This is a genomic window from Pacificimonas pallii, from assembly GCF_019204005.1.
GTDB classification, from domain to species: Bacteria; Pseudomonadota; Alphaproteobacteria; order Sphingomonadales; family Sphingomonadaceae; genus Pacificimonas; species Pacificimonas pallii.
This window is the reverse complement of record NZ_JAGSPA010000002.1, coordinates 46,983-70,261: the sequence shown is the minus strand read 5'-3', so window position 1 is coordinate 70,261 and position 23,279 is coordinate 46,983. Positions and strand designations below refer to the sequence as shown.

Genomic DNA, 23,279 nt, shown 5'->3' with positions numbered 1-23,279 from the left:
CTTTCACTCTTGACCTTTCGGCTTACAGTGCAAATCTTGGCATCAAGCGGGGTCGGCCCCTAAGGCGCGGCCGGTTCCTGGGGTGAAAGGAACCTTTATGCCGGCGTTTTCACGCGAACTTGAAACGACGCTCCACAATGCACTCGCTCAGGCGGCGCAGCGCAACCATGAATATGCCACGCTCGAACATCTGTTGTTCGCGCTGATTTCCGACGAGCATGCCGGTGCGGTCATCCGCGCCTGCGGTGTCGATCAGGATGTCCTTTCCGGACAGCTGGCGGAGTATCTCGATAACGAGCTTGAGCCGCTGCGCACCAGTGCTTCGGTCGATCCCAATCCGACGGCCGGCTTCCAGCGCGTGGTCCAGCGCTCGATCCTGCATGTGCAGTCAAGCGGACGCGACGAGGTGACCGGCGCGAATGTTCTCGTCGCGCTCTTCTCGGAGCGGGAAAGCCATGCCGTCTATTTCCTGCAGCAGCAGGACATGACCCGTCTCGACGCGGTGTCCTTCCTCAGCCACGGCGTCGCCAAAAGCGGCGGCGCGGCGAAGCCTCCCAGAGGCGCTGCTGATGCCGAGACGGGCGCCGACACCAAGCCGAAGGGCAAGAAGCAGGAATCCGCCCTCGACCAGTACACCGTCAATCTCAATGCCAAGGCGGAGGCCGGCAAGATCGATCCGTTGATCGGCCGCCATCAGGAGGTTGACCGCACAATCCAGATCCTGTGCCGCCGGTCGAAGAACAACCCGCTTTACGTCGGCGACCCCGGCGTCGGCAAAACCGCGATTGCGGAAGGTCTCGCCCGCCGCATTACGGAGGGCGACGTCCCGGACGTTCTGAAGGACGCCGTCATCTTCTCGCTCGACATGGGCGCACTGCTCGCCGGCACACGCTATCGCGGCGATTTTGAGGAGCGTCTGAAAAGCGTCGTCTCGGAACTTGAGGAAAAGCCGGAGGCTGTTCTGTTCATCGACGAAATCCACACCGTCATCGGCGCGGGTGCGACGTCCGGCGGTGCGATGGACGCATCCAACCTTCTGAAACCGGCACTTTCCTCGGGCTCGATCCGCTGCATCGGGTCGACGACCTACAAGGAATTCCGCAATCATTTCGAGAAAGACCGCGCGCTCCTGCGCCGGTTCCAGAAGATCGACGTCATCGAACCGACGGTCGAGGACGCCATCAAGATCATGCATGGTCTGAAGCCGTATTTCGAAGAGCATCACAGCGTCAAATATACCAATGACGCGATCAAGAGCGCGGTGGAACTGTCCGCCCGCTACATCAACGATCGCAAGCTGCCCGATAAGGCCATCGATGTGATCGACGAGGTCGGCGCGTCGCAGAATCTGATCGCCAAATCGCGCCGCAAGAAAACGATGGGCGTCAAGGAGGTCGAGGCTGTCGTCGCCACCATGGCGCGCATTCCGCCCAAATCCGTCTCCTCCGACGACAAGCTGCAGCTTGCGACGCTGGAACAGGATCTGAAGCGCGTCGTCTTCGGCCAGGACAAGGCGATCAGCACGCTGGCGTCCGCTATCAAACTTAGCCGCGCGGGCCTTCGCGAACCGAACAAGCCAATCGGCAATTATCTTTTCTCCGGTCCTACCGGTGTCGGCAAGACGGAGGCGGCGCGCCAGCTTGCGTCGATCCTCGGCATTCCGCTGAAGCGCTTCGACATGTCGGAATATATGGAGCGTCATTCCGTCAGCCGCCTGATCGGCGCGCCTCCGGGCTATGTCGGCTATGATCAGGGCGGCCTTCTCACCGATGCCGTCGATCAGAATCCGCACAGCGTGCTTCTGCTCGATGAAATCGAAAAGGCGCATCCCGACCTGTTCAATATCCTGCTGCAGGTCATGGACGCCGGCAAGCTTACCGATCATCATGGCAAGACCGTCGATTTCCGCAACGTCATCCTCATCATGACGACCAATGCGGGCGCAGCCGATATGGCGAAGGAATCCATCGGCTTCGGCGCGATGTCACGCGAGGGCGCGGACGACGAGGCGATCAAGCGGATGTTTACGCCGGAATTCCGCAACCGCCTCGATGCCACCGTGCCGTTCGACTATCTGCCGCCCGAAGTCGTTGGCATGGTCGCCGAAAAATTCGTGCTGGAGCTGGAACTGCAGCTTTCCGACCGCGATGTGCATATCAGCCTGGGTGATGATGCGAAGGCGTGGCTCGTCGAAAAGGGGTATGATCGCCTGTTCGGTGCCCGCCCGATGGGCCGCCTCATCCAGACCGAAATAAAACAGCCGCTCGCGGAGGAACTGCTATTCGGACGCCTGATGAATGGCGGCGAAGTGGTCGTCCATATGAAGGATGGCAAACCGGCGTTTGAAATCACGGCCGCCCCGCCAAAACCAAAGCGCAAACCACCTAAAAAGAAAAAGGTGAAGGCCAGGGCGGCTGCCGTAGATGACGGTGACGACAAGGCAGATGGAGGGGACAAGGTTGATGCCTGAAAGTGGCGGCGGAATTGATTGGAAGCGTACCGGGCTTATCGTGGGCGGCATCGCCGCTCTTGCCCTTGTCTGGCAGGAACCCTGGGAAAATTCCGGCGGCGATGATGACAGCAGTGTCAGCATCAGCATCGGAGACGATGACCGCGCCGAAAATACGCTTACGATCCAAAATGATGAGGGCGAAATCGTCACCATTGATCGCCAGGTCGAAGAGGGCGTCGATCAGGCCGTGGAAAGCGCAACCGGCGCTTTGGGCGGCGTGGCGGCTGAAGGCGGCGACAATATAGTCGCCAGTTCGGACGCCCCCGACTGGGACAGTTTCGAGGCTGAAATGAACCGCCTTGGCGCGCGCATGGAGGAACTGGAATCCCAGCTTGAGGAACCCGGTGCCGACCGCGATGCCATTGAAGAGGAAATGGGCCAGGTCGGCCGCCAGATGGCTCTCACCGGCGTCGATGCCGCCAGCGAAGCGATCAAGGAAGCGATTCGGTAATCGCCGCGCGTCAGCACCGCATGATCAGTGAGGGCGCGCAAAGAACACAGCTTCGCGGGGACCACCCCTACTCCGCGCCCTCCGCTTCTTCTCCCGCGTCCTTATCCGCCGCCGGATCATATTTCGCGAACCAGCCCATGATATTGTCGACCTTGCCAATCAGCTGACTCGGCCTGCCCGCGATGGAATGCGAGGCACCCGGCACCTTGACGAGCACGGTATCGACATTCTGGACCTTCAGCGCGGTATAAAATTGCTCGGCCTCCCAGCTTGGCGTACGCCAGTCCTCTTCACCGACCATGACCATCGTCGGTGTTGTCACGTTCGGCATCAGTGACAGTGGCGACCGGCGCCAATATTCCTCCGGCTTTTCCCAGGGGTGCCCGTTGAACCAGTGCCGGCTGACATAGCGGGCAATGTCACCGGCCAGCGCCATGCTGGTCCAGTTGATGACCGGCTTGATGGCGGCCGCCGCCGCGAAACGCTCCGTTTTCCCGACCGCCCACGCGGTGAGGATGCCGCCGCCAGACCCGCCCGTGATGAACAGGCGGTCCTCACTGACATAGTTCTTTGCGATAAGCGCATCGACGACGCTCATCAGATCGTCATGATCATGCCCCGGATAGTCCTGCTCGATCAGCTGGGCGAACCCTTCGCCATAGCCGGTCGATCCGCGCGGATTGGCGTAGACGGTGACATAGCCCTCCGCCGCATAGCGCTGGATTTCCGCTGCGAAATACGGCCCGTACATCGTGTTGGGCCCGCCATGGATTTCCAGGATCATCGGATAGGTGCCGTCTGCGCGGAACCCCGGCGGCAGGGCGATCCAGGCTTCGATCTCCCGCCCGTCATGGCTCGACCTCACCTTGATTTCCTCGATGGTCGCCAGGTTCAGATGGCCAAGCGCGTCCTCGTTCAGCCGGGTCATCACCTGCCCCGCCCGGCCCCCGCGCGACAGGGCGACCTCGGCCGGACGATCCGGCGAGCTTTTCGTATAGGCAATGACGGGGGCCCCGCCACCTGTTTTGCCCGCCACCGAGAAACTGCCGGAGGCATAGGGCCGCCCTATGGACGTGCCGCCCATGTCGGATAGCAGGGGCCGCACATTGCCGGAAAGATCGATGGAGACCAGCGTCAGCAGACCATCGATTTCGACCTGCCCGATCAAAGCCTTGCCGTCCGCGCGCCAGTGAACCGCCCCGATCGTGCGGTCATAATCCGCGGTCAGATTGCGCGCGCGCGTCCCGTCGCGGCGCATGACATAGAGGTCGGTTTGCTGATAGGCCTTCACCTCGTCATCGAACCCCAGATAGGCGATGCGCGATCCGTCCGGCGATACCGCGGGCGCGAAATCCGGCCCGTCCCTGTCCGTCACGGCGGAGCGGGAAAGGTCGCTGAGGCGAATTCGGTAAATCTCGCTCTCGATCGGATCCAAATCCGCATCTTCGGCGGCATTGCCGGTCACCAGCAGCGTGTCATTCCCCAGCCATGCGGGCGCGTCAAAGCCATTTGCCCCGCTTGTGACCTGCCGCGGCGTGCCACCTTCCGTGCTCAGCACGAACACATGGGTTTTCCCCTTGGGCAGATAACCCGCGCCGTCGAACCGAAAGACCAGATCGTCGATGATTTTCATCGGCTCCGCCCATTTCGCGCCTTCCGGACTCTTGGGCGATTTCGCGAAACTGGCCTTTTCATCCGGCACAAACATGGAAAAGGCGAGATATTTTCCGTCCGGTGACCAGGTCGGTGCGCTCGGCCCATATTCGAACTGCGCCAGAGAGAAACTCTCCCCGCTATCCATGAAGCGAACGCGCAGGTCCGGCTTGTCATTTGTCGTGGTCAGATACACCAGCCGGCTCCCGTCCGGCGACCAGCGTACGGAGGAGCTCGATGCCGCACCGGCCACCAGGGGGCGATGGCTGCCGCTTCTCGTGTCGATCACCCACAGGTCACTGACATTCCGGTCGGCGAACCTGTCCATCGATTTGCGCGCGTAGACAATGGTGCCGCCGTCCGGCGAAATCTGCGGGTCATCAGCATATTCCAGATCGAACACGCGTTCGGCGGTGAATTTCCCGGCATCGCCGCCGTCCTCGGCCAGCGCCGAAGCCAGCGAAAACGGGGCGGCGAATGACAGGCAGTAGGCGGCAAGCCAGTGGCGTAGGTGCATGAATGATCCCCTTGTTCGTCCCGCCACGATATTCGGGTCCGTCATGTCTGACCAGCGCGAAATTTCCAGGGCGGCGCAGGGATGACGGACGCGCAAAAAAGGCCCGGCGGGGTCACATCCCACCGGGCCCTTCAGATCGGATATCCGCGGGGCCGCCCGGCGCTCTCACGCCCGTGGCGGCGCGCGGCCTATTCGCGGCTGCCGAACAGGCGCAGCAGGAACATGAACATGTTGATGAAGTCGAGATAGAGCGACAGCGCGCCCATGATCACGGCCTTACCGGCAAATTCCGTTCCAGCGACCTGGAAGTAGATATTCTTGATCTTCTGCGTGTCATACGCGGTCAGACCGGCAAAGATCAGCACACCCAGGATCGAAATCACCAGGTCGAACATGCTAGACTTCAGGAACAAATTGATCACCGACGCGATGATGATACCGATCACGCCCATGATCAGGAACGTGCCCATGCCGGACAGGTCCTTTTTCGTGGTGTAGCCCCACAGGCTGAGACCCGCAAAAGCACCGGCGGTTGCAAAGAACACCTGTGCGATCGACGCGCCCGTATAGGTCAGGAATATCGTCGACATGGACAGGCCCATGACGACCGCAAATGCCCAGTAGACGGCCTGCGCGACCGGCGTGGTCATCTTGTTGATGCCAAAGCTGAGCGCCAGCACGAAGGCCAGCGGCGACAGCATCACGACCCAGCCCAATATGGACGGGCCGGTTGGCGTGAAGAAATTATTGATGAAGCCCGACGATGCCGTGAACATCGCGACAAGGCCGGTCAACAGGACGCCGGACGCCATATAATTGTACACCGAAAGCATATGCTTCCTGAGGCCGGCGTCGAAGCTGGCCCCGCCGGCACGCGGCACGGCAGTGCCGGGCATGCCCTGCTGGCGGGCGGTGAAACGAGGATCGGTACGGTTGTCCATCGACAAAAACTCTCCCAGTGGTGCGGACCCTGCCCGACCGGGCTGTCCGCTTGCCCTTATTGTGGGGGTGAAGCGCCGGAATTTCAAGAAAAACCGGATGTGAAAAAGCGTCTCCGTTCGCGCACTGCTGGTTAACACGGCCCTGCCCTCTGGCGTATATGTAAATAAGCGCTTATTCTTCCCGTCATGCTCTCTTCACTTCGAAACGCCATTGCCGCCATCGAACTCCGGCAGTGGATTGGCGCTGGCATCGCATTGACTGCCGTCGGCAGCATCGCGTCGCTATTCTTCGTCGAACATATTTACGGCTATTGGAAGCCAGAGCCGGAAATCGTCTATTTCCAGAACTGGGATGCCACGCGCACTGCCGAGGACGCCGCCGCCGTCCAGGCCGGTGAGCGCCGCATGCGCGAAGACACAGAGGCCCTTGCCGCGCGTCTCGCCGACGAAGCGATGGCCGGCATATCGGCAGCCCCCGCAGAGACAGGGGCGGACCCTGCCGGCGCGTCAGCCGCCGCTGACAAACCGCCCGAAACAACGCCGCCCGAATGAGCATTCCCGTATGAGCACGGCGCGCCCGCTGCCCGACCCGCGCCGGATGCGGGCGGCGATCGCCATGGCCGCCCGGGCCCGCGGCCTCACCAGTCCCAATCCCGCCGTGGGCTGCCTGATCGTTAGGAACGGCGTTACCGTGGGCACCGGCTGGACCCAGCATGGCGGCCGCCCTCATGCGGAGGCCGTTGCCCTCGACGCCGCCGGATCTCGTGCCGGGGGTGCCGACATCTACGTTACGCTGGAACCCTGCGCGCATGACAGTCGCCGCGGACCCGCCTGCGCCGACCTCCTGATCGCGGCAAAGCCCGCGCGCGTGATCGCCGCGCTGAAAGACCCCGACCCACGCACCGCGGGAAAGGGGTTCGCCCGCCTGCGCGCCGCCGGGATCGAGGTCGTCGAGGGCCTATGCGCCGAACTCGCCGCCCGCGAACATGCCGGCTTTCTCGTTCGCCAGCGTGAGGGGCGGCCACGCATCACGCTGAAACTTGCCGTGTCCATCGACGGCCGCGCGGCGCTCGCCAGCGGTGAGAGCCAGTGGATCACGGGCCCCGCCGCACGAACACACGCGCATCTGATCCGCGCGGAATCCGACCTTATCCTTGTCGGGCGCGGCACATTGGAGGCCGACGATCCGGCGCTCGACGTGCGCATTGCGGGGCTTCAGCACCGCAGCCCGCGCCCCGCCATCATTTCCGCCACGCTCGGGGAGATTCCGGTGACGGCGAAAATCTCCGCACGCGACCCGCTCCTGCTGCGCAGCGCACAGGACCTGTTCGGCCAGCCATACAATGATATCCTTGTCGAGGGCGGCGCGGGCCTTGCCGGTTCGCTCATACGCGACGATCTTGTCGACCGCCTTCTCATCTACCGCGCGCCCATCCTGATCGGCGACCGCGCGCCCGGCATTGGCGACATCGGGCTTGCCGACCTGTCCGCCGCACATGGCCGCTGGGCTTTGCGAACCACACGCCGCCTCGGCGCGGATACGCTGGAAATTTACGCCCGCATCTGACAAGTGCGCACCTCCAGAGCAGCAGACTTCACAGCAGCGGGACCCCGTCATGTTTACCGGCATCATCACCGACATCGGCACGATCAGCAGTACGGAACAGCGCGGCGACCTGCGCCTTTGGATCGATACGGCCTATGATCTGGACAGTATCGACATCGGTGCCTCCATCGCCTGTTCCGGCGCCTGCATGACCGTCGTCGCAAAACAGGCCAGCCGCTTCGCCGTCGATATTTCGGATGAAAGCCTGTCGAGGACCGCCGCCGCGCGCTGGCGGCAGGGCGCACGCCTTAATCTCGAACGTGCGCTGAAACTGGGGGACGAGCTTGGCGGGCATATCGTCACCGGTCATGTCGACGCCGTCGGCACGATCCATTCGATGACGCCTGTCGGTGACAGTCACGAGATCTGGATCGCCGGCCCCGCCGACATCGCCGCCTATATCGCACCGAAGGGCTCGGTCTGTCTCGACGGCACGTCGCTGACCGTGAACAGGGTCGAGGATGTTGCCGATGGCGTGCGCTTCAGCTTCAACCTGATTCCGCACAGCGCCGCGCAAACCACATGGGGCGCGGCAGGGACGGGCGACGAAGTGAACATCGAAATCGACACGATGGCCCGGTATCTCGGCCGCATGAAACAGCTGATGGAGACGAAGTGATGGCACATGTCCTGCTGGTGGAAGCCCGGTTTTACGAGGGGTTCGCCGACCACCTCCTCGACGGCGCGCGTCACGCTGTGGAGGCGGCCGGTCACACGCACGAGACCATTACCGTCCCCGGCGCGCTCGAAATCCCCGCCGCCATTGCCCTTGCCGACCAGAGCGGCGGATATGACGCCTATGTCGCGCTCGGCACGGTCATCCGCGGCGAGACCTGGCACTTTGAAATCGTCGCGGGAGAAAGCGCCCGCGCCATCATGGCCCTCACCCTCGACGGCCTCGCCATCGGCAATGGCATCCTGACGGTCGAAAACTCCGAACAGGCCCGCATCCGCGCCGAACGCGGCGAAAAGGACAAGGGCGGCGAAGCGGCCAGGGCTGCGCTGGCGCTCATGGAACTGCGGTCGCGCTTTTGCGGCTAGGGCCGGAACCGGCGCTTCGCGCTGACGAAAACATCAGTGACGGCGGCGAACATTCCGCCAGCCAACTCCGTTTGACTTCATTGCCAAGTGTGTTACCAAAGCAATACACCAAGATGTGCACGCGCATCGATTTCATGGAAAGCTACGATCATGCCGAAACTCCCGCTCTTTGCAATCACCCTCGGCTTGATGGCGAGCGCCTGTGCGCCGTTGCAGGGAAGCCAGCTGCCCGCTCCACAGCCAATCGCTGCGCACGAACCTCGGCTCGACGCCCTTTCGGCGACCATCCTGGCGGAAATGTCCGAGCGCGATCTGGCAGGTCTCAGTCTCGCGGTATTCGATGATTACCGTATCGTCGATATTCGCAGTTTCGGCGTGAAGTCGGCCGCGACCAATGCGCCCGTACTTGAAACCACGGCATTCTCCACCGCCTCGATATCGAAGCCGGTCACCGCTTTGCTTTGTCTCATGCTTGCCGACGAGGGGAAAATCGATCTCGATGCCCCCATCGCGAATTATTTGAAAAGCTGGCAACTTCCCGAAAGTGACCTGCCCGGCGCGCGCCAAGTTACCTGGCGGCAGCTGCTGACCCATACGGCCGGAACGTCGCAGCACGGCTTTGCGGATTTCTATGAGGGCGATTCCATTCCAACGCTGATCGACAGCCTCGAAGGGCGCCTTCCGCGATATGACAAGCCGATCGAATTCCTGTTCGCACCGGGCAGCAGCTGGAAATATAGTGGCGGCGGCTATGTCATCGTGCAGCGCGCGCTCGAAGACCATCTTGGCATTGCCCTGTCCGACCTTGCCGCGACATATATTTTCGCTCCCCTGGGTATGAATCATACGACCATGGTGCAGCCGGGTTCACCGGGATTCCCGGATGATGCCGCCCTCGTCCACGACAAGGACCGTCAGGTGATCCGCACGGGACTGCCGATCACGCCGCAGATATCGGCGTCGGGCATGTGGTCGACCCCGGCCGATCTGGCCATGTGGACGATCGCCATGCAGCGCGCGCTCAAGGGGGAGGAAACCAGCATCATCACGCCCGCCGCCGCTCGCGCGCTCACGGACATTTTCTCGCTGGAATATGTCGGCGGCATGAGCATGCCGTTTTTCCGCGGGTTCGGTTTTGGCGGCACCGACTGGTTTCGTCACGACGGGTCCAACACCGGAACGGGCGGTGATGTGCTTGGCGCCATGGACGGCGGCTATGGCATGGTGATGCTGGCGAATGGCGATCAGCCGAACAGGGCACCGATCTTCGCGACACTGCGCCGCGAGGTCATCGTCTCCATGGGCTGGGCCGACCGGAACAAGGTTCAGCCTCGTCCGCTCGGTGCCGACCTGCGAACCGCCATTCTGGGATCGTATCGCGGGCTGCTTTATAATCTCGATCTTGATTATCAGATCCTGCAGGACGAGGGGAAGCTGTGGATCGCATCCGAATTCTTCACCCAGTTCATCGGGCGCGACCGTAGCGAAATGAGCTATGTCGGAGACGACGTCTTCGTCATCGCCGATTATCCCAACAGGCTGCGGTTCACGCGCGACGCCCAGGGTGCCGTCACGGGTGTCACGCTGTTTCGCGCCAATAGCGACGCGCCCGCCTTCCACCGGCCAATCGGCGACCTTAGACCCAAGGACGCGGCTCCGGAATGACCGCCCGCTCTAGTGATTGAACAGCACCGGCAAATGGGCGTCGCGCAATATCGTGCGCGTCGCCCCGCCCAGCAGCGTCTCCGCCAGCCGTGACCGGCCATAGCCGCCCATGACCAGCAGGGACGCTTCATATTCCCGCGCCGCCGCCAGGATCTGCGTGCCGATCTCGCCCGTCTCCGGGCGCTCGACCACTTCCGCCTTGATGCCGTAATCGCCAAGGTAATTTGCCGCGTCGCTGCCGCTCAGCCGGTCGGATTGCGGCCGCCCGATCGCAAGCAGGCGGACGGACGCGGCGCGTTCCAATAAGGGAAGGGATGCGCGCAGCGCCTTGCCGGACTCCGCCGAGCCGTTCCACGCGATCATCACCGGACCCGACGGATCGAACCGGTCGAGCGCCTCCGGCACCGCCAGGACGGGTCCCGCGGCCTTGGTGAGGACCGTCGCGACGAAACCGGACGACGTCTGCTCCGAAAGGCTGTCACTGATCAGGCTGACGACCGTCACGTCGGTCAGGATGCTCGCCTCGGCCAGCCCCGATGCGGGGACATCGCCGCTACGGTCCCACGACCAGACGACGTCTTCCTTCGACAGTTTCTCCGCCCATTTGTCGCGAAAGGTCTTCCACTCCGCCTCTGCGCTCTGCCGAACGGTCGCCAACGGTACCGCGAACATGCCGCCGGTATAGATATCCAGCGCGACTTCAGGATTGGTCGCCGTATGCAGGCAGGACATTTTCGCATCGAGGTAACGCGCAAGCGCGAGCGCTGCCTCCATGCGTGCGGACAGTCCACGATCGTCATTCATGTGCAGCAGGATGTTTTTCATCGGACATCTCCTTTGGAACGCGGTGGTGACGGTCTCGGCGGCGGTTGCGCGGTCACTGCCACAAGGGCATCCCTAACGCCGTCGGCCAGGCGTCACCTTGACCCAGCGCAATTCCCGCCCGCGAATTATCGGGCTCCTGAAGAGACGGTAACAGATTATTCCGCTTGCAGAATTGGCTTCAAAAATGGCACGGCGGGGCCACGAACACATTAATATGTGTCGACGGCATGGAACAGCGCGGTCACGGCCGCACGCTCATCGGCATCGAGCTCCGGTCGCCAGATTTCAAAAATCAGGACGATCCGATCCTGATGACTGTTGTTCGACGCCTCATGCACGATGGAATCGTCAAAGACGAGAAGTTGCCCTTCTCGCCATTGACGATCTTCACCGCCAACCCGAAACATGCAACCGTCAGGCACGATCAGCGGAAGATGGCAAACCAGTCGGCAGTTCAGAAGGCCGACATGCGGTTCGATACGCGCACCAGCCGCGAGCTTGGAAAACATGATCTGGGGCGCTCGTTTGGGCATGCGTAGCAGGTCGGCCTTTTGAACCACCTCGATCGTTTTCGGGAATTGCGAGATCGTCTCCGGAACGGGCACGCCCGTTTCCCATAACGTCAGACTGCTCCAGTCAGGATTGTCGACCATCCCATGCTTGGGCGGGCGGGAAGGATCGCTATACAGATAGGGCCTAAACAGCCTCTCATCCTTGACCGATGGCAGAAGCTCGTCCCGGATTATATCCGCCTTTTGTTCAAGTTCGGCGGCCCATGGAAATTCATGTCGCTCATAATAACGTCGTTGTGGCAGCCCGGGGTAAAAATAGGTTCGCGGATTTTGTAGCGAGGAAACCGCCGGGCGCTGCCCCAAGAGTATTTCGATGGATTCCTGAAATCGCGGAGGACGTTGTCCATCACCAAAGCCTGCCTGCCGCAGCGAGTCTGCGAGATATTCCTCGAACCGCCCCGACGAGCGCCGACAAGCCGCCTGCACCCGCAAAAGTTCGCTCTTCAATTCACTTGATACCGGCCCGCCTGATGCGACTTTAAGCGCCTTCCGGTAGAAGGAGTTCGCGATCTTCTCATCTCCTGCGCTTGTGCGAAGGTCTCCTTTCTTGATCAGGGCGGCCACGTTGCCAGGGTCGTTGGCGATCAGCTGATCGACCGCTGCTTCCTCATCTAAAGGCATCGCGTCTCCTCAACGTCCAAAAATCCGCATGTTACGCGAAGCATAATCCATACAGCGGATACTTCCAACGGTCAGGGGCATGTCACTTGGCTGCGCTGTCCTTTGACCCGTGCAAGGGCGATACGGATCTGGCGTCATGATCGATTTGACGATCGCCGCGGTGCCGGAGGAGCGTGCCTTGCACCCGGCGGATTATCTCAACCGGGCGTTTCATGTACGAAGGGGCCGTTCAACCGGACGATTTTCCAGTTGAGCAGGGCGGCGAAGCTGACCCATGCAAGGTAGGGCACGGCCATCCAGCTCGCGATGATCGACCAGTCGCGCAGAAATACGCAAAGCGAGAGCACCGATAGCCACAGGAACAGCACTTCGACCAGTGCCCAATCCGGTCGTTTCACCGTGAAAAACAATGGTGACCACAGAAAATGAAACGCCGCGTTCACAAGATAAAGCGCGATCAGGGATGACGTCTCGCCATCTCGGGCGGCGCCGTCCCAGCTGAGAACAAACGCCCACGCCGCAAGCCCCAGAATGATTGTCCAGGCCGGACCGAACAGCCAGTCGGGCGGCTGCCAGCTCGGCTTGCGCAGGCCGCGATACCATCCCCCAATGCTCGTCAGCAGCGCCCCGCCGGCCAGCAGGGTCAGGCACCAGGCCGCGGCAAGGATCAGCGGAAATAGCATGCCGACGACCTATGGCTACGCCGCCGGGCGTGCAAACGGATAGGCTGTCAGCGGCGCAATCCCGCCATCGGAAAAAGGTCTGGGAACGCACATTGCCACCGCCCCGCCGCCCGCGTAACGGACGATATGCTTGCCTTCATCCGTGCAAATGCCCGCTGGCTGGGTGCCGGGTTTCTGCTCACGCTTTTTTCGTCCTTTGGCCAGACCTTCTTTATCGGTCTGTCAGGCGCAGAGCTGCGTGCGAAATTTGATCTGACGGATGGTGAGTTCGGACTGCTTTACATGGTCGCCACCCTGGGCAGCGCGGCGACGCTGCCGCTCCTGGGGCGCGCGCTCGATATCATGCCGGGATGGCAGGTGGCGCGGTTCGTCATTCCGATCCTCGCCGCGGCGTGTCTGCTGCTCGCATGGTCCCCGCATGTCGCGCTGCTGCTGATCGCGCTCTACCTGCTGCGCCTCTTCGGCCAGGGCATGATGAGCCACATCGCCCTCACCGAAATCGGCCGCTGGTTTGCGGCCGCGCGCGGCCGGGCGACATCGCTGGTCGTACCCGGTTTTCAGGCGGGCGAGATGGTTTTTCCCATCACCGCCGCCATTATCGCCGCAGCCTTAGGCTGGCAGGCGGTCTGGATCGGCGCCGCGGCGCTTCTCCTTATATTTGCGTGGCCCATTATCACGAAACTGCTCAGCGCCGAACGCCGGCCCGAGGGGGAAGCCGAGGCTCCCATCAGTACGGCGCGGGACTGGACCCGCGCCGAGGTCATTCGCGATCCGTTATTCTACGCGCTCCTCATTGGCGTGCTTGCGCCGCCATTCATCGGGACGACGGTGTTCTTCCATCAGGATTATCTGGTGCAGCTCAGGGGTTACGACCCACTCGCCTTCGCCGCCGCCTTTCCGCTGATGGCGGCCACGACGGTCGGCTTCGCGCTCGTCTGCGGACAGCTGATCGACCGCTTCAGCGCCATCCGCCTACTGCCCTTCTTCCTGATGCCGCTGGCCATCGCCAGCGCCGCGGTCGGGCTTCTGACGCCGATCTGGGGCATCTATCTCTTCATGGTCCTGATGGGGATCAGCTACGGGTTTACCTCGACGCTCCTTGGCGCGCTCTGGCCAGAGGTCTACGGCACGAAACATCTCGGCAGTGTCCGGGCACTCATCATGGCCGCCATGGTATTTTCCACCGCGCTCGGCCCCGGCCTGACCGGCTGGCTCATTGACGCGGGCATGCCGCTCCCCCGGCAGATGCTGGCGATGAGCGGCTGGTGCGTGCTGGCCATCCTCGTCCTTGCATGGGCGTCGAGGAGGCTGGTCGAAAGACAGGCGCGAAAACAGGCGTAGGGCCGCTCCTCGCTACCCTACGCCTGTCATGTCCGGCTGCCTAGCGCGCGCTGCGACGACGCAGGCCAAGGGCAAGCGCCCCAAGGCCCAGAAGGCCAAGCGCACCAGGTGCGGGCACGGGGTCAGGATCCGCCACACCCGCAACCCCGACGGTGAAGCCGTGCCAGAACTCATTGGCGACGTCCGTGAAGCTGACACTCGTGAAATTGCCGGTGATCCGCAGCACACCATGAAGCTCGCCGGAGGCAACAAAGCCGTTGCCGCTGCCATTGAGTGTCCAGTTGCCGCCGCCCCAATAGCCGGTGCCTTCGCTGACCAGATCGATCTGCTCGCTGAACGAGCCGCTATTCCCGTTCCAGCTGACCAGGCCGAAATAGACGTCGGTGACCGCCTGACTGAATGTCAGCGTCTTCGTCCCGGCAACATTCAGCGCGATCATTTCCGCTCCGGGAGGGGCATTGTCGATCGGGCCGCCTGTATAGGGACGGTCGCCTGCGTTCGGCTCGGTCCAATAGTTGGTGGTATTCCCGTTCACGCCGTCCTGAAAGAACGAGATCGCGCCCGAATAATTGACACCGATCGTGTCCGTGCCGGTGTTGATTTCGCCAAACGCCGTGTTCGACTGCGCGTTGGTACCGCTGCTCCGCTGCCAGTCCGTCCAGAAAACAGGAAAGGCCGATGCCGCCGTGGCAAGCGTCGCCGTGACGGCGGCGGTAATCAGAAAGGAACACTTCATGGTATGACTCCGGGAGGAAAGGGAATGTGAGGACATGAACGCTAACGCTGGAGGGGAAGCAAATTCCGCGCCAATTAACCAAATCGTTGATTTACCGCATTCGGCCGCGCATGGTCGTTTCGGACTGTAAAGAAATCCGACAGTTTTCGGGGCCGGCATCTTTTTGATCGGTGATTGGAAAACCCGGCTTGGGTTCCGCTTCTCATGTGCCTACATGACGTGCCATGCCAGCCACCGATCTGACCCCTCCCCCTCGCCCGTCTCGCCCCGCCGCGCGGCTTGCCGCCGTACAGGCCCTGTATCAGCGCGACATGTCCGGCGCGCCTGTGCCCGATCTGCTGCGTGAATTTCACGAACATCGCCTCGGACGGGAAATCGAGGGTGACGCGCTGGCCGACGCCGATGTCGACCTGTTCGATGAAATCGTATCCGGCGTCGCGCTCAACGCAGCGGAATATGACCAGGTGATCCAGGCCGCACTGGCGGCGGGCTGGACGATCGAGCGCCTTGACCGGCCCATGCTCCAGATTCTGCGCTGCGGCACCTACGAACTCGCCGAACGCAAGCGCACGCCAAAGGGCGCGATCATCAGCGAATATGTCGATGTCGCAAAGGCATTTTACGAGAGCCCCGAACCCGGTTTCGCCAATGGCGTTCTGGACACGATTGCCAAGACCCTGCGCGGCTGATGGGCGCAGCGCCGCCCCTGAAGCCATCCGGTGTCGTGACCAAATCCCAAGTGCCCGCCGAGTCCGAGATTATCGACCGGCTTCGCGAAATCGCCAGTCATCCGGCGGCGCGCGGCCTTCGCGACGATGCCGCCATCTGGCAGCCGCCGCTGGGCCGCGAACTCGTTCTGACGCACGATACCATTGCGCGCGGCGTGCATTATCTTCCCGGCGCCGACCCCAGCGATATCGCGTGGAAGCTCGTTGCCACCAACCTCTCGGATCTGGCCGCCATGGGCGCGGTGCCTTCCGGCATCCTCATCGGACTGACCCTCGACCGGGAAGACGGCGCGTGGCTGGAGCGCTTCGCCGCCGGTCTGGCGCGCGTCCTGTCGGAATATGACACGGCGCTGTTTGGCGGCGACACCGTGCGAGCCGGGGCCACCGTCCTTGGCTGCACCGCCATCGGTCATGTTGAGCGCGGCCGGGCGCTGACGCGCATCGGCGCACAGGCCGGCGATGACCTTTATGTTTCCGGCACGATCGGCGATGCGGGCCTTGGCCTCGCCGCCCTCAGGGGCGAGGCCCCCGCCGACAGGTTTCTTGAGCGTCGCCACCGGCTGCCCATGCCGCGCCTCGCACTTGGACAGGGCCTTTTCGCGGCGGGGGCACGTGCGGCGATGGACGTCAGCGACGGCCTGCTGATCGATGCCGACCGCCTCGCCCGCGCCAGCGGTGTCGCCGCTGAAATCGACCTCGCGCTCATCCCGCTGTCGAAACAGGCGGGCCTCCGTCTTGGCGAAGCGGATTCCGGCCCTGACGGCCGCCTGACCGCCGCCACCTCCGGCGACGATTATGAGCTTCTTTTCGCGGTTCCGCCGGCCGCGACATCCGCCGTCGTCGCCCTGGCAGGCGCGGCGCGCACGCCCGTCACGCGCATTGGCGGCCTGTCCGCCGGGCGCGGAATTCGGGTGCTCGGCATGACCGGGGAGCCGCTGGCACCCGGCCGGCTCGGTTTCACGCACGACGCGCCCTCAACAGGCGCTCGCTGAACGCCCGCCAAACACGCGTCCTCTTGACGCAAAAGTCTGGCAAGCTAGCAAGAGGCGCAATTGCGCGGGGCGCGTTTGCCTTTCGCAAACACAAAAGGGATCTGGGGAATTTACTGACATGACAATGGTCGTCGCTGCACTTCTGTGCGGGCTCGCTGCCGTTCTGTACGGCATTATCACCTCGCGTTCGCTGCTCGCAGCCAGCGCGGGCAATGAGAAGATGCAGGAAATCGCGGGCGCGATTCAGGAGGGCGCGCGCGCCTATCTTGGCCGCCAATATACCGCGATCGCCATCGTCGGCGTCATCGTCGCCGTTCTGGTATTCGTGTTTCTCGGCATGGTTCCGGCCATTGGCTTCGTCGTCGGCGCGGTCCTTTCGGGCATCACCGGCTTTATCGGCATGAACATCTCGGTGAAGACCAACGTCCGCACCGCACAGGCCGCCAGTGAATCGCTGCAGTCCGGCCTCAACGTGGCCTTCCGCGCGGGCGCCGTCACCGGCATGCTGGTCGCGGGGCTGGCGCTTCTTTCCATCGCGGGTCTGTTCTACGTCCTCGTAACGGTGTCGGGCATCGCGCCTGACGACCGCACGGTCATCGACGGCCTTGTCGCCCTTGCCTTTGGCGCCTCGCTGATCTCGATCTTCGCGCGTCTCGGCGGCGGCATCTTTACAAAGGCCGCCGACGTCGGCGCCGATCTCGTCGGCAAGGTCGAGGCGGGCATTCCAGAGGATGACCCCCGCAACCCCGCCGTGATCGCGGACAATGTCGGCGACAATGTCGGCGACTGCGCCGGCATGGCTGCCGACCTTTTCGAAACCTATGTGGTCACCGTCGGTGCCACCATGGTGCTGACCGCGCTGCAACTCGGTACCGGGCTAAGCGACGGCATGCTTGGTAATCTGATGTCGCTGCCGCTGATCGTGGGCGGCGTCTGCATCATCACGTCGATCATCGGCACGTTTTTCGTGCGCCTCGGCAAGTCGCAGAACATCATGGGCGCGCTCTACAAGGGCTTCCTGGTGTCGGCGATCCTCGCCGTCCCCGCGCTCTATTTCGTTACGCAGTGGGCCATTCCCGACCTCAACACCGATATTGGCGTTCTGGCGGGGTCCACGGGCAATCTGACGGGCACGGATGCGCAGGCCTTCGCGGCGACCGCGGCCTTTTCCGGCATGGACCTGTTCTGGTCGATGATGGTCGGTCTGGTTGTCACGGGCCTCATCGTGTGGATCACCGAATATTACACGTCCGTCAATTATCGTCCGGTGAGGTCCATCGCGGCGGCGTCCGTCACGGGTCACGGTACGAACGTCATTCAGGGTCTGGCCATCAGCCTTGAGGCGACGGCGCTGCCGACGCTCGTCATTTGCGCCGGTATCATCGTCGCTTATGGCTTCGCAGGCATCATCGGCATCGCCTTTGCCGCGACGGCGATGCTCGCCCTTGCGGGCATGATCGTCGCGCTCGACGCTTATGGCCCGGTCACGGACAATGCCGGCGGCATCGCCGAAATGGCGGGCCTTGACGACAGCGTTCGCGACAAGACCGACGCGCTGGACGCCGTGGGCAATACGACGAAAGCCGTCACCAAGGGCTATGCCATCGGCTCCGCCGCACTGGCCGCCCTCGTGCTTTTCGGCGCCTATACGGAGGATCTGAAATATTTCGGTTCCGCCATTGGCCTCGAAGGTCCGGTGAATTTCAGCCTTTCGAACCCGTTCGTCATTGTCGGTCTGCTGCTCGGCGCGCTGCTGCCCTATCTGTTCGGCGCGTTCGGCATGACCGCCGTTGGCCGCGCGGCGGGCGAGGTGGTGAAGGACGTGCGTCAGCAGTTCAAGAACGACCCCGGCATCATGGCGGGTACCAGCCGTCCGAACTATGCCTCGACGGTTGACCTCGTCACCAAGGCGGCGATCAAGGAAATGATCATCCCGTCGCTGCTGCCGCTGCTGGCACCGATCGTGGTCTATTTCGTGATCTCGGCAATCGGGACGCCGGCGGACGGGTTCGCAGCGGTTGGCGCGCTGCTCCTTGGCGTGATCGTCTCCGGCCTGTTCGTCGCCATCTCGATGACATCGGGCGGCGGTGCGTGGGACAACGCCAAGAAATATATCGAGGACGGCAATCATGGCGGCAAGGGTTCCGAGGCCCATAAGGCGGCCGTGACCGGCGATACCGTTGGCGATCCCTATAAGGACACGGCGGGCCCCGCTGTGAACCCGATGATCAAGATCACCAACATCGTCGCCATCCTCCTCCTGGCCGCGCTCGCGCACTAGGACGGGAAAAAGGGCGATGAAAAGCGGCTCCTGTTTTCGGACAGGGGCCGCTTTTTCTGTTCATCGACCCGACATCGCACCTGGTGCAAAATACTTGCGCTTCCCAACTGTATTGCGCAAATAAGACAGCATGACATTCTTCTCCCGTAAATGGCGGAAAGAGACCGCGCCTGCAGCGGGTCCGGATATTGCGCCGCCACCCGCGGGTTACGGCGATCCCTATTTCCAGGCGCCGCCGCCACTGGCAGCGCCCGAACTGCCGCCGCGCAAATGGCCGAAGCGGCTGGTGCGGGTGCTGGCGGTTTTCCTTCTTATTTTCATTCTTCTGGTCGGCTGGCTGGCATGGACCGCACCGCTCGGAAAATCGCTGGAGCCGCTCGAACAGCCCGCCATCGTGATCGAGGCGTCGGATGGTACGCCCATCGCGCGGCGCGGCATGTACAAGGGCGAGCCCGTGGACATCACGGCGCTTCCCGAACATGTCGGCGAGGCCTTTATCGCCATCGAGGACAGGCGCTTTTACGATCATATGGGCATTGACCCGCGCGGGATTGCCCGGGCGATGTTCGCCAATGCCCAGGCGGGCGGCGTTGTCCAGGGCGGCTCCACCATCACGCAGCAGCTCGCCAAGACCAGCTTCCTGTCCGCCGACCGCTCCATGAAGCGCAAGGCGCAGGAGGCGCTGATCGCGCTTTGGATGGAGGCGTGGCTGTCCAAGGATGAAATCCTCTCGCGCTATGTCTCCAGCGTCTATTATGGCGACGGAGCCTATGGCATCCGCGCCGCCGCCCGGCAGTATTTCTCGAAGGCGCCGGAGGAGCTGACGCTTGGCGAGGCCGCCATGCTCGCCGGGCTGATGAAGGCCCCGTCCCGTCTTGCCCCCACCAGCAATTACAAGGGTGCCCGCGCACGGGGAAAACTCGTCATCGCCGCGATGAAGGAGCAGGGCCTCATCACCGAGGCGGAGTGGAACAATGCCCGCCGCGCGCAGATGAAACCGGGCCGCAGCGGGCTGCCATCCGGCTCCTATTTCGCTGACTGGGTTTATCCCGACGCCGCCAATCGGGTTGGACAGGCGTATGGCGAGACCCGTGTGCGCACCACACTCGATTCCGCCATGCAAAAGAGCGCGGAACGCATCCTCACGCGCCGCCTCGCCCGCTCGTCCGCGACGCAGGGCGCGCTCATCGCCATGCGCCCCGATGGCCGTGTCGTCGCCATGGTGGGCGGTGTCGATTATGCGAAATCCAGCTTCAACCGCGCCGTCCAGGCCAGGCGCCAGTCGGGCAGCGCCTTCAAGCTGTTCGTCTATGACGCGGCCCTGCGCTCCGGCATGTCCCCGCAAACGCTCGTCGATGACAGCCCCGTGACGCTGGGCGACTGGAGCCCGAATAATTATGACGGCGAATATGCGGGCGAGATCACCCTGGCCCGGGCGTTCGCGAAATCCAGCAATGTCGTCGCCGCGCGCCTGACCGAGCAGGTCGGGGCCGGGGCCGTGCGCAATTCGGCGCGCGCACTGGGCGTGGAAAGCGCGCTTGTCGACGATTTGACGATCGCGCTTGGTACGTCGGAAACCACGCTTCTGGAACTGACCGCCGCTTATGCCGCCTATGCCGCCGGTGTGCGTCCCGTCACGGCCTATGGCGTGGAGAAGACCGATCTCGGCTGGCAGGACCGCCTTGGCGGCGCGATGCGCGGCGCACAGGGCATTCCGCAGCGCCGCAATATGCTCACGCTCCTGAACGGCGTCGTCAATGCCGGAACGGGGCGCGCCGCCGGGCTACCTGTTCCCGCATTTGGCAAGACCGGCACGACATCCGATTATCGCGATGCGCTGTTCATCGGCTTCGTCGAAGACCTCGTCGTCGGTGTGTGGGTCGGCAATGACGATAACAGCCCCATGAACGGCGTCACCGGCTCCAACGTTCCGGCCGACATCTGGAAGGCTTTCATGGAAGCGAACAGTGCCGCCGTGCGTGCGGGCCATGCGCGCCGCGCCGAAAATCGCCGGGTCCGGGAAGAACGCGAGGCCGAGGCAAGAGAGCGGCAGCTGGACGACATGGACATTGGCGATCTCATCGGCATGATCGACGGCGACCTTGGTGACCTGATGGCCGGCAATCCCGAAGCCCTCGAACGCCTCGGCCGCCGCGCCTCGAACGGCGAATTCGACGGTGAAGGCGTGCAGCGCCGCATCGAAGAGGCCATTCGCCGCGCCGAGGGCACCAGCGAACGTGAAATCGAGGAAATGGAGCGCGCGCTCGAAAACCTTGAGGAGCGGCTCTGAGCCCGCGCTTTTGCCGAGCAAATAAGGATAGCTACCCGGCGAACGCGCCAGTTCCGCCGCCGGAACCCTTTCACCCGAACAAGTCGCACAAAGCCTTCAGGCTCTGAAAACAGGTTCTAGCGCGGCGGCCCGCCCGCGCCTGGCACGCTCGACACGCGGCCGATATTGCCGAAAATATCTTCGAACAGCGATGTATCGCGGCCGAATACCGGCGTCTTGTCGCCGGTCGGTTCAAAGCTTGCGACCTGCTCCAGCCCCTTGCGGCGGTCGACGGTGGTGACATTACCGGCCGTGTCGAACCGCACGACCATGACTTCCTGTGCGGACGGCTTCGATTCCAGGAACGCAAGCTGCTTGGTCCTGCGTGCCACATAATACCAGATACCGTCGTCCCACTGTGACACGAATGTCGGGCGGCCCAGCGTGCGTTCCACCGATTCGCGGTTATCCACCCCCGGCGCGATGGCGGTGATCAGTTCTTCATCGCCGACATATCCCTGCTGCGCGCGCAGGCGGGTACAGCCGCTCGTGAACATAAGCGACGCGAGGGAAATGCTCAGGATGGCGATCGTGGTCTTGCGTGTTTTCATGTCCGCCTCAATATGATGTCTTCACGTACGCGGCAATCCCTGCCGCTCCCCCGAAGGACGGCGATATTTGCATGGCATTCTGGCGGAAAAAACCGACTCGGGTCGGCGCGAAGGCGAAAACGCTGTATGACGGCGTGCGCGGCCGCGCCCGCGAAGAACGCTGGTATATTGCCGGTCAGGTTCCCGACACGGTCGATGGCCGATTCGACATGATGGTGCTGATGCTGTCCCTGCTGACCATCCGGCTGGAGCGGATCGACAGCGATGCGTCACGGGAACTGATCGTGGCGCTGCACGAACTCTTTGTGGAGGATATGGACATGTCGCTGCGTCAGATCGGCGTCGGTGACATGGTCATCGGCAAACATGTCGGCCGCACCATGTCGGCATTTGGGGGCCGTCTCGGTGCGTACCGGACGGCAGCTTTTGCGGGTGATACCGATGACGCGTGGGCACGCGCCCTCGGCCGCAACCTGTTTCGCGAGGAGGGCCCGCCCGAGGCGGGCCGGTGGGCCGCCGCTGCGGCTATCGCGGAACTCGGGCGCCTGAACGAAATTCCCGACGCAGATCTGCTGCCATGATCCCCGAATTCTCCCGTCCCATCAGACTCGACGAAATCGGCGGCGGTGTTACCCGCACGCTGAACGCGAAGGAGGAGGAGTGCGCTGCCCTTGCGCGGCGCTTCGGTCTTGTCGCGATCACCGCCTTGACCGCGAAACTGGCCATTGCCGGCGAAGGCAGGGGCATTCGCATTTCCGGCAGCATGACGGGCGATGCCGTCGCCAGCTGCTCGATCTCGGCTGAGGACGTCGCGCAGCATATCGCGGAAACCATCGACATTCTCGCCGTGAAGGAAGATGCCGCGCACACGCCCGACGAAGAGATCGAGCTCGCCAGCGCCGATCTCGACATCGTCCATATCGAGGATGGCCGCATTGACCTTGGCGAAATTATCGCGGCCAGCTTCGCCCTCGCGCTCGATCCGTTCCCGCGCGCCGGTGACGACGTGATCGCCGCCGCCCGTCTGCACCTGCTCAGCGAAGAGGAAGCCGCGGCAGAAGCGCAAGCCGCCAAGGAGGCCGCCTCCCCCTTCGCGGCACTGAAGCCCGGGGACTGAGCAGCAACACGCAAGACCTTGAATGCCATCATCCCGGGCAAAGTCGAGGGACGCACGATCGTTTTGCGGCAGCCTGGGCGCGTCTTTCAACTGCGCTCAGGATGATCGGATTGTGGG

General features: G+C 63.0%; 21 protein-coding genes. 14 read left to right on the top strand and 7 right to left on the bottom strand.

Going from position 1 to position 23,279, the window contains the following annotated elements; translation table 11 throughout:
- The first annotated feature begins 97 nt into the window (after nt 1–97).
- Nucleotides 98–2,470: an ATP-dependent Clp protease ATP-binding subunit ClpA gene (clpA, locus tag KCG44_RS05400; RefSeq protein WP_218444781.1), complete on the top strand. Its 2,373-nt coding sequence runs from the start codon at nt 98–100 to the stop codon at nt 2,468–2,470.
- Nucleotides 2,463–2,963, top strand: a complete 501-nt coding sequence (locus KCG44_RS05395; protein WP_218444779.1) for a globin family protein — start codon at nt 2,463–2,465, stop codon at nt 2,961–2,963. Before clpA ends, KCG44_RS05395 begins: the two co-directional genes overlap by 8 nt.
- Nucleotides 2,964–3,030: 67 nt before the next feature.
- Here KCG44_RS05395 and KCG44_RS05390 read toward each other — a convergent pair whose 3' ends face one another.
- Nucleotides 3,031–5,133 carry a S9 family peptidase gene (locus tag KCG44_RS05390; protein WP_218444778.1) on the bottom strand — a complete coding sequence of 701 codons (2,103 nt, stop codon included), beginning with the start codon at nt 5,131–5,133 and terminating at the stop codon, nt 3,031–3,033.
- Nucleotides 5,134–5,321: 188 nt separating this feature from the next.
- Complete coding sequence (locus KCG44_RS05385) at nt 5,322–6,074, bottom strand: Bax inhibitor-1/YccA family protein (protein ID WP_218444777.1); 753 nt, start codon at nt 6,072–6,074, stop codon at nt 5,322–5,324.
- A gap of 186 nt (nt 6,075–6,260) precedes the next feature.
- On the opposite strand from KCG44_RS05385, the gene KCG44_RS05380 reads away from it, so the two are divergent.
- The 5 genes from KCG44_RS05380 to KCG44_RS05360 all read left to right on the top strand — a co-directional run bounded on the left by KCG44_RS05380 (nt 6,261) and on the right by KCG44_RS05360 (nt 10,386).
- The gene (locus KCG44_RS05380; RefSeq protein WP_218444776.1) at nt 6,261–6,626 is read left to right on the top strand and encodes a hypothetical protein; all 366 of its coding nucleotides are present in this window, start codon (nt 6,261–6,263) and stop codon (nt 6,624–6,626) included.
- Between the two features lie 10 nt (nt 6,627–6,636).
- The gene (gene ribD / locus KCG44_RS05375; RefSeq protein ID WP_255536371.1) at nt 6,637–7,641 is read left to right on the top strand and encodes a bifunctional diaminohydroxyphosphoribosylaminopyrimidine deaminase/5-amino-6-(5-phosphoribosylamino)uracil reductase RibD; all 1,005 of its coding nucleotides are present in this window, start codon (nt 6,637–6,639) and stop codon (nt 7,639–7,641) included.
- A 49-nt stretch (nt 7,642–7,690) separates the two neighbouring features.
- Nucleotides 7,691–8,299, top strand: coding sequence for a riboflavin synthase (locus KCG44_RS05370; protein WP_218444775.1), 609 nt, complete (start codon nt 7,691–7,693; stop codon nt 8,297–8,299).
- Nucleotides 8,299–8,721 carry a 6,7-dimethyl-8-ribityllumazine synthase gene (ribH, locus tag KCG44_RS05365; protein ID WP_218444773.1) on the top strand — a complete coding sequence of 141 codons (423 nt, stop codon included), beginning with the start codon at nt 8,299–8,301 and terminating at the stop codon, nt 8,719–8,721. The genes KCG44_RS05370 and ribH overlap by 1 nt, the downstream gene beginning before the upstream one ends.
- Nucleotides 8,722–8,871: 150 nt before the next feature.
- A complete protein-coding gene (locus KCG44_RS05360) occupies nt 8,872–10,386 on the top strand; it encodes a serine hydrolase domain-containing protein (RefSeq protein ID WP_218444772.1) in 1,515 nt (504 codons plus the stop codon).
- A gap of 9 nt (nt 10,387–10,395) precedes the next feature.
- Here the strand turns inward: KCG44_RS05360 and KCG44_RS05355 are convergent, their stop codons facing one another.
- The 3 genes from KCG44_RS05355 to KCG44_RS05345 all read right to left on the bottom strand — a co-directional run bounded on the left by KCG44_RS05355 (nt 10,396) and on the right by KCG44_RS05345 (nt 13,087).
- Nucleotides 10,396–11,211 (bottom strand): universal stress protein, encoded by an 816-nt coding sequence (locus KCG44_RS05355; RefSeq protein ID WP_218444771.1) that lies wholly within the window; start codon nt 11,209–11,211, stop codon nt 10,396–10,398.
- A gap of 209 nt (nt 11,212–11,420) precedes the next feature.
- A complete protein-coding gene (locus KCG44_RS05350) occupies nt 11,421–12,404 on the bottom strand; it encodes an aspartyl/asparaginyl beta-hydroxylase domain-containing protein (protein ID WP_218444770.1) in 984 nt (327 codons plus the stop codon).
- A 197-nt stretch (nt 12,405–12,601) separates the two neighbouring features.
- Nucleotides 12,602–13,087, bottom strand: a complete 486-nt coding sequence (locus KCG44_RS05345; protein WP_218444769.1) for a TspO/MBR family protein — start codon at nt 13,085–13,087, stop codon at nt 12,602–12,604.
- 126 nt (nt 13,088–13,213) lie between these two features.
- Between KCG44_RS05345 and KCG44_RS05340 the strand changes: the two genes are divergently transcribed.
- On the top strand, nt 13,214–14,428 hold the full coding sequence (locus KCG44_RS05340) for an MFS transporter (protein ID WP_218444767.1): 1,215 nt from the start codon (nt 13,214–13,216) through the stop codon (nt 14,426–14,428).
- A 40-nt stretch (nt 14,429–14,468) separates the two neighbouring features.
- Here KCG44_RS05340 and KCG44_RS05335 read toward each other — a convergent pair whose 3' ends face one another.
- Complete coding sequence (locus KCG44_RS05335; protein ID WP_218444766.1) at nt 14,469–15,164, bottom strand: PEP-CTERM sorting domain-containing protein; 696 nt, start codon at nt 15,162–15,164, stop codon at nt 14,469–14,471.
- Nucleotides 15,165–15,388: 224 nt separating this feature from the next.
- Between KCG44_RS05335 and nusB the strand changes: the two genes are divergently transcribed.
- The 4 genes from nusB (at nt 15,389) to KCG44_RS05315 (ending at nt 21,455) form a co-directional block, all read left to right on the top strand.
- Nucleotides 15,389–15,853, top strand: coding sequence for a transcription antitermination factor NusB (nusB, locus tag KCG44_RS05330; RefSeq protein WP_218444764.1), 465 nt, complete (start codon nt 15,389–15,391; stop codon nt 15,851–15,853).
- Between the two features lie 35 nt (nt 15,854–15,888).
- Nucleotides 15,889–16,884, top strand: coding sequence for a thiamine-phosphate kinase (gene thiL / locus KCG44_RS05325; protein ID WP_369411929.1), 996 nt, complete (start codon nt 15,889–15,891; stop codon nt 16,882–16,884).
- A 118-nt stretch (nt 16,885–17,002) separates the two neighbouring features.
- On the top strand, nt 17,003–19,165 hold the full coding sequence (locus tag KCG44_RS05320; RefSeq protein ID WP_218444761.1) for a sodium-translocating pyrophosphatase: 2,163 nt from the start codon (nt 17,003–17,005) through the stop codon (nt 19,163–19,165).
- Between the two features lie 130 nt (nt 19,166–19,295).
- Nucleotides 19,296–21,455 (top strand): transglycosylase domain-containing protein, encoded by a 2,160-nt coding sequence (locus tag KCG44_RS05315; RefSeq protein WP_218444760.1) that lies wholly within the window; start codon nt 19,296–19,298, stop codon nt 21,453–21,455.
- A 116-nt stretch (nt 21,456–21,571) separates the two neighbouring features.
- On the opposite strand, the gene KCG44_RS05310 is transcribed toward KCG44_RS05315, so the two are convergent.
- Complete coding sequence (locus tag KCG44_RS05310; RefSeq protein ID WP_218444759.1) at nt 21,572–22,045, bottom strand: outer membrane protein assembly factor BamE; 474 nt, start codon at nt 22,043–22,045, stop codon at nt 21,572–21,574.
- Between the two features lie 71 nt (nt 22,046–22,116).
- Here KCG44_RS05310 and KCG44_RS05305 point away from each other — a divergent pair, with 71 nt between their 5' ends.
- Nucleotides 22,117–22,626, top strand: coding sequence for a ubiquinol-cytochrome C chaperone family protein (locus tag KCG44_RS05305; RefSeq protein WP_218444757.1), 510 nt, complete (start codon nt 22,117–22,119; stop codon nt 22,624–22,626).
- Complete coding sequence (locus KCG44_RS05300; protein WP_218444756.1) at nt 22,623–23,162, top strand: YceD family protein; 540 nt, start codon at nt 22,623–22,625, stop codon at nt 23,160–23,162. The genes KCG44_RS05305 and KCG44_RS05300 overlap by 4 nt, the downstream gene beginning before the upstream one ends.
- The last annotated feature ends 117 nt before the right edge of the window (nt 23,163–23,279 follow it).

Excerpts from the sequence above, each read along its gene's own strand:
- KCG44_RS05310 (WP_218444759.1), bottom strand. The coding sequence starts at position 22,045 with ATGAAAACACGCAAGACCACGATCGCCATCCTGAGCATTTCCCTCGCG.
- ribD (WP_255536371.1), top strand. The coding sequence starts at position 6,637 with ATGAGCACGGCGCGCCCGCTGCCCGACCCGCGCCGGATGCGGGCGGCG.
- KCG44_RS05360 (WP_218444772.1), top strand. The coding sequence starts at position 8,872 with ATGCCGAAACTCCCGCTCTTTGCAATCACCCTCGGCTTGATGGCGAGC.
- ribH (WP_218444773.1), top strand. The coding sequence starts at position 8,299 with ATGGCACATGTCCTGCTGGTGGAAGCCCGGTTTTACGAGGGGTTCGCC.
- KCG44_RS05315 (WP_218444760.1), top strand. The coding sequence starts at position 19,296 with ATGACATTCTTCTCCCGTAAATGGCGGAAAGAGACCGCGCCTGCAGCG.
- KCG44_RS05385 (WP_218444777.1), bottom strand. The coding sequence starts at position 6,074 with ATGGACAACCGTACCGATCCTCGTTTCACCGCCCGCCAGCAGGGCATG.
- KCG44_RS05345 (WP_218444769.1), bottom strand. The coding sequence starts at position 13,087 with ATGCTATTTCCGCTGATCCTTGCCGCGGCCTGGTGCCTGACCCTGCTG.
- KCG44_RS05355 (WP_218444771.1), bottom strand. The coding sequence starts at position 11,211 with ATGAAAAACATCCTGCTGCACATGAATGACGATCGTGGACTGTCCGCA.
- KCG44_RS05380 (WP_218444776.1), top strand. The coding sequence starts at position 6,261 with ATGCTCTCTTCACTTCGAAACGCCATTGCCGCCATCGAACTCCGGCAG.
- KCG44_RS05320 (WP_218444761.1), top strand. The coding sequence starts at position 17,003 with ATGACAATGGTCGTCGCTGCACTTCTGTGCGGGCTCGCTGCCGTTCTG.
- KCG44_RS05395 (WP_218444779.1), top strand. The coding sequence starts at position 2,463 with ATGCCTGAAAGTGGCGGCGGAATTGATTGGAAGCGTACCGGGCTTATC.
- KCG44_RS05370 (WP_218444775.1), top strand. The coding sequence starts at position 7,691 with ATGTTTACCGGCATCATCACCGACATCGGCACGATCAGCAGTACGGAA.
- KCG44_RS05350 (WP_218444770.1), bottom strand. The coding sequence starts at position 12,404 with ATGCCTTTAGATGAGGAAGCAGCGGTCGATCAGCTGATCGCCAACGAC.
- nusB (WP_218444764.1), top strand. The coding sequence starts at position 15,389 with ATGCCAGCCACCGATCTGACCCCTCCCCCTCGCCCGTCTCGCCCCGCC.
- KCG44_RS05305 (WP_218444757.1), top strand. The coding sequence starts at position 22,117 with ATGGCATTCTGGCGGAAAAAACCGACTCGGGTCGGCGCGAAGGCGAAA.
- KCG44_RS05340 (WP_218444767.1), top strand. The coding sequence starts at position 13,214 with ATGCTTGCCTTCATCCGTGCAAATGCCCGCTGGCTGGGTGCCGGGTTT.
- KCG44_RS05335 (WP_218444766.1), bottom strand. The coding sequence starts at position 15,164 with ATGAAGTGTTCCTTTCTGATTACCGCCGCCGTCACGGCGACGCTTGCC.
- KCG44_RS05390 (WP_218444778.1), bottom strand. The coding sequence starts at position 5,133 with ATGCACCTACGCCACTGGCTTGCCGCCTACTGCCTGTCATTCGCCGCC.
- clpA (WP_218444781.1), top strand. The coding sequence starts at position 98 with ATGCCGGCGTTTTCACGCGAACTTGAAACGACGCTCCACAATGCACTC.
- KCG44_RS05300 (WP_218444756.1), top strand. The coding sequence starts at position 22,623 with ATGATCCCCGAATTCTCCCGTCCCATCAGACTCGACGAAATCGGCGGC.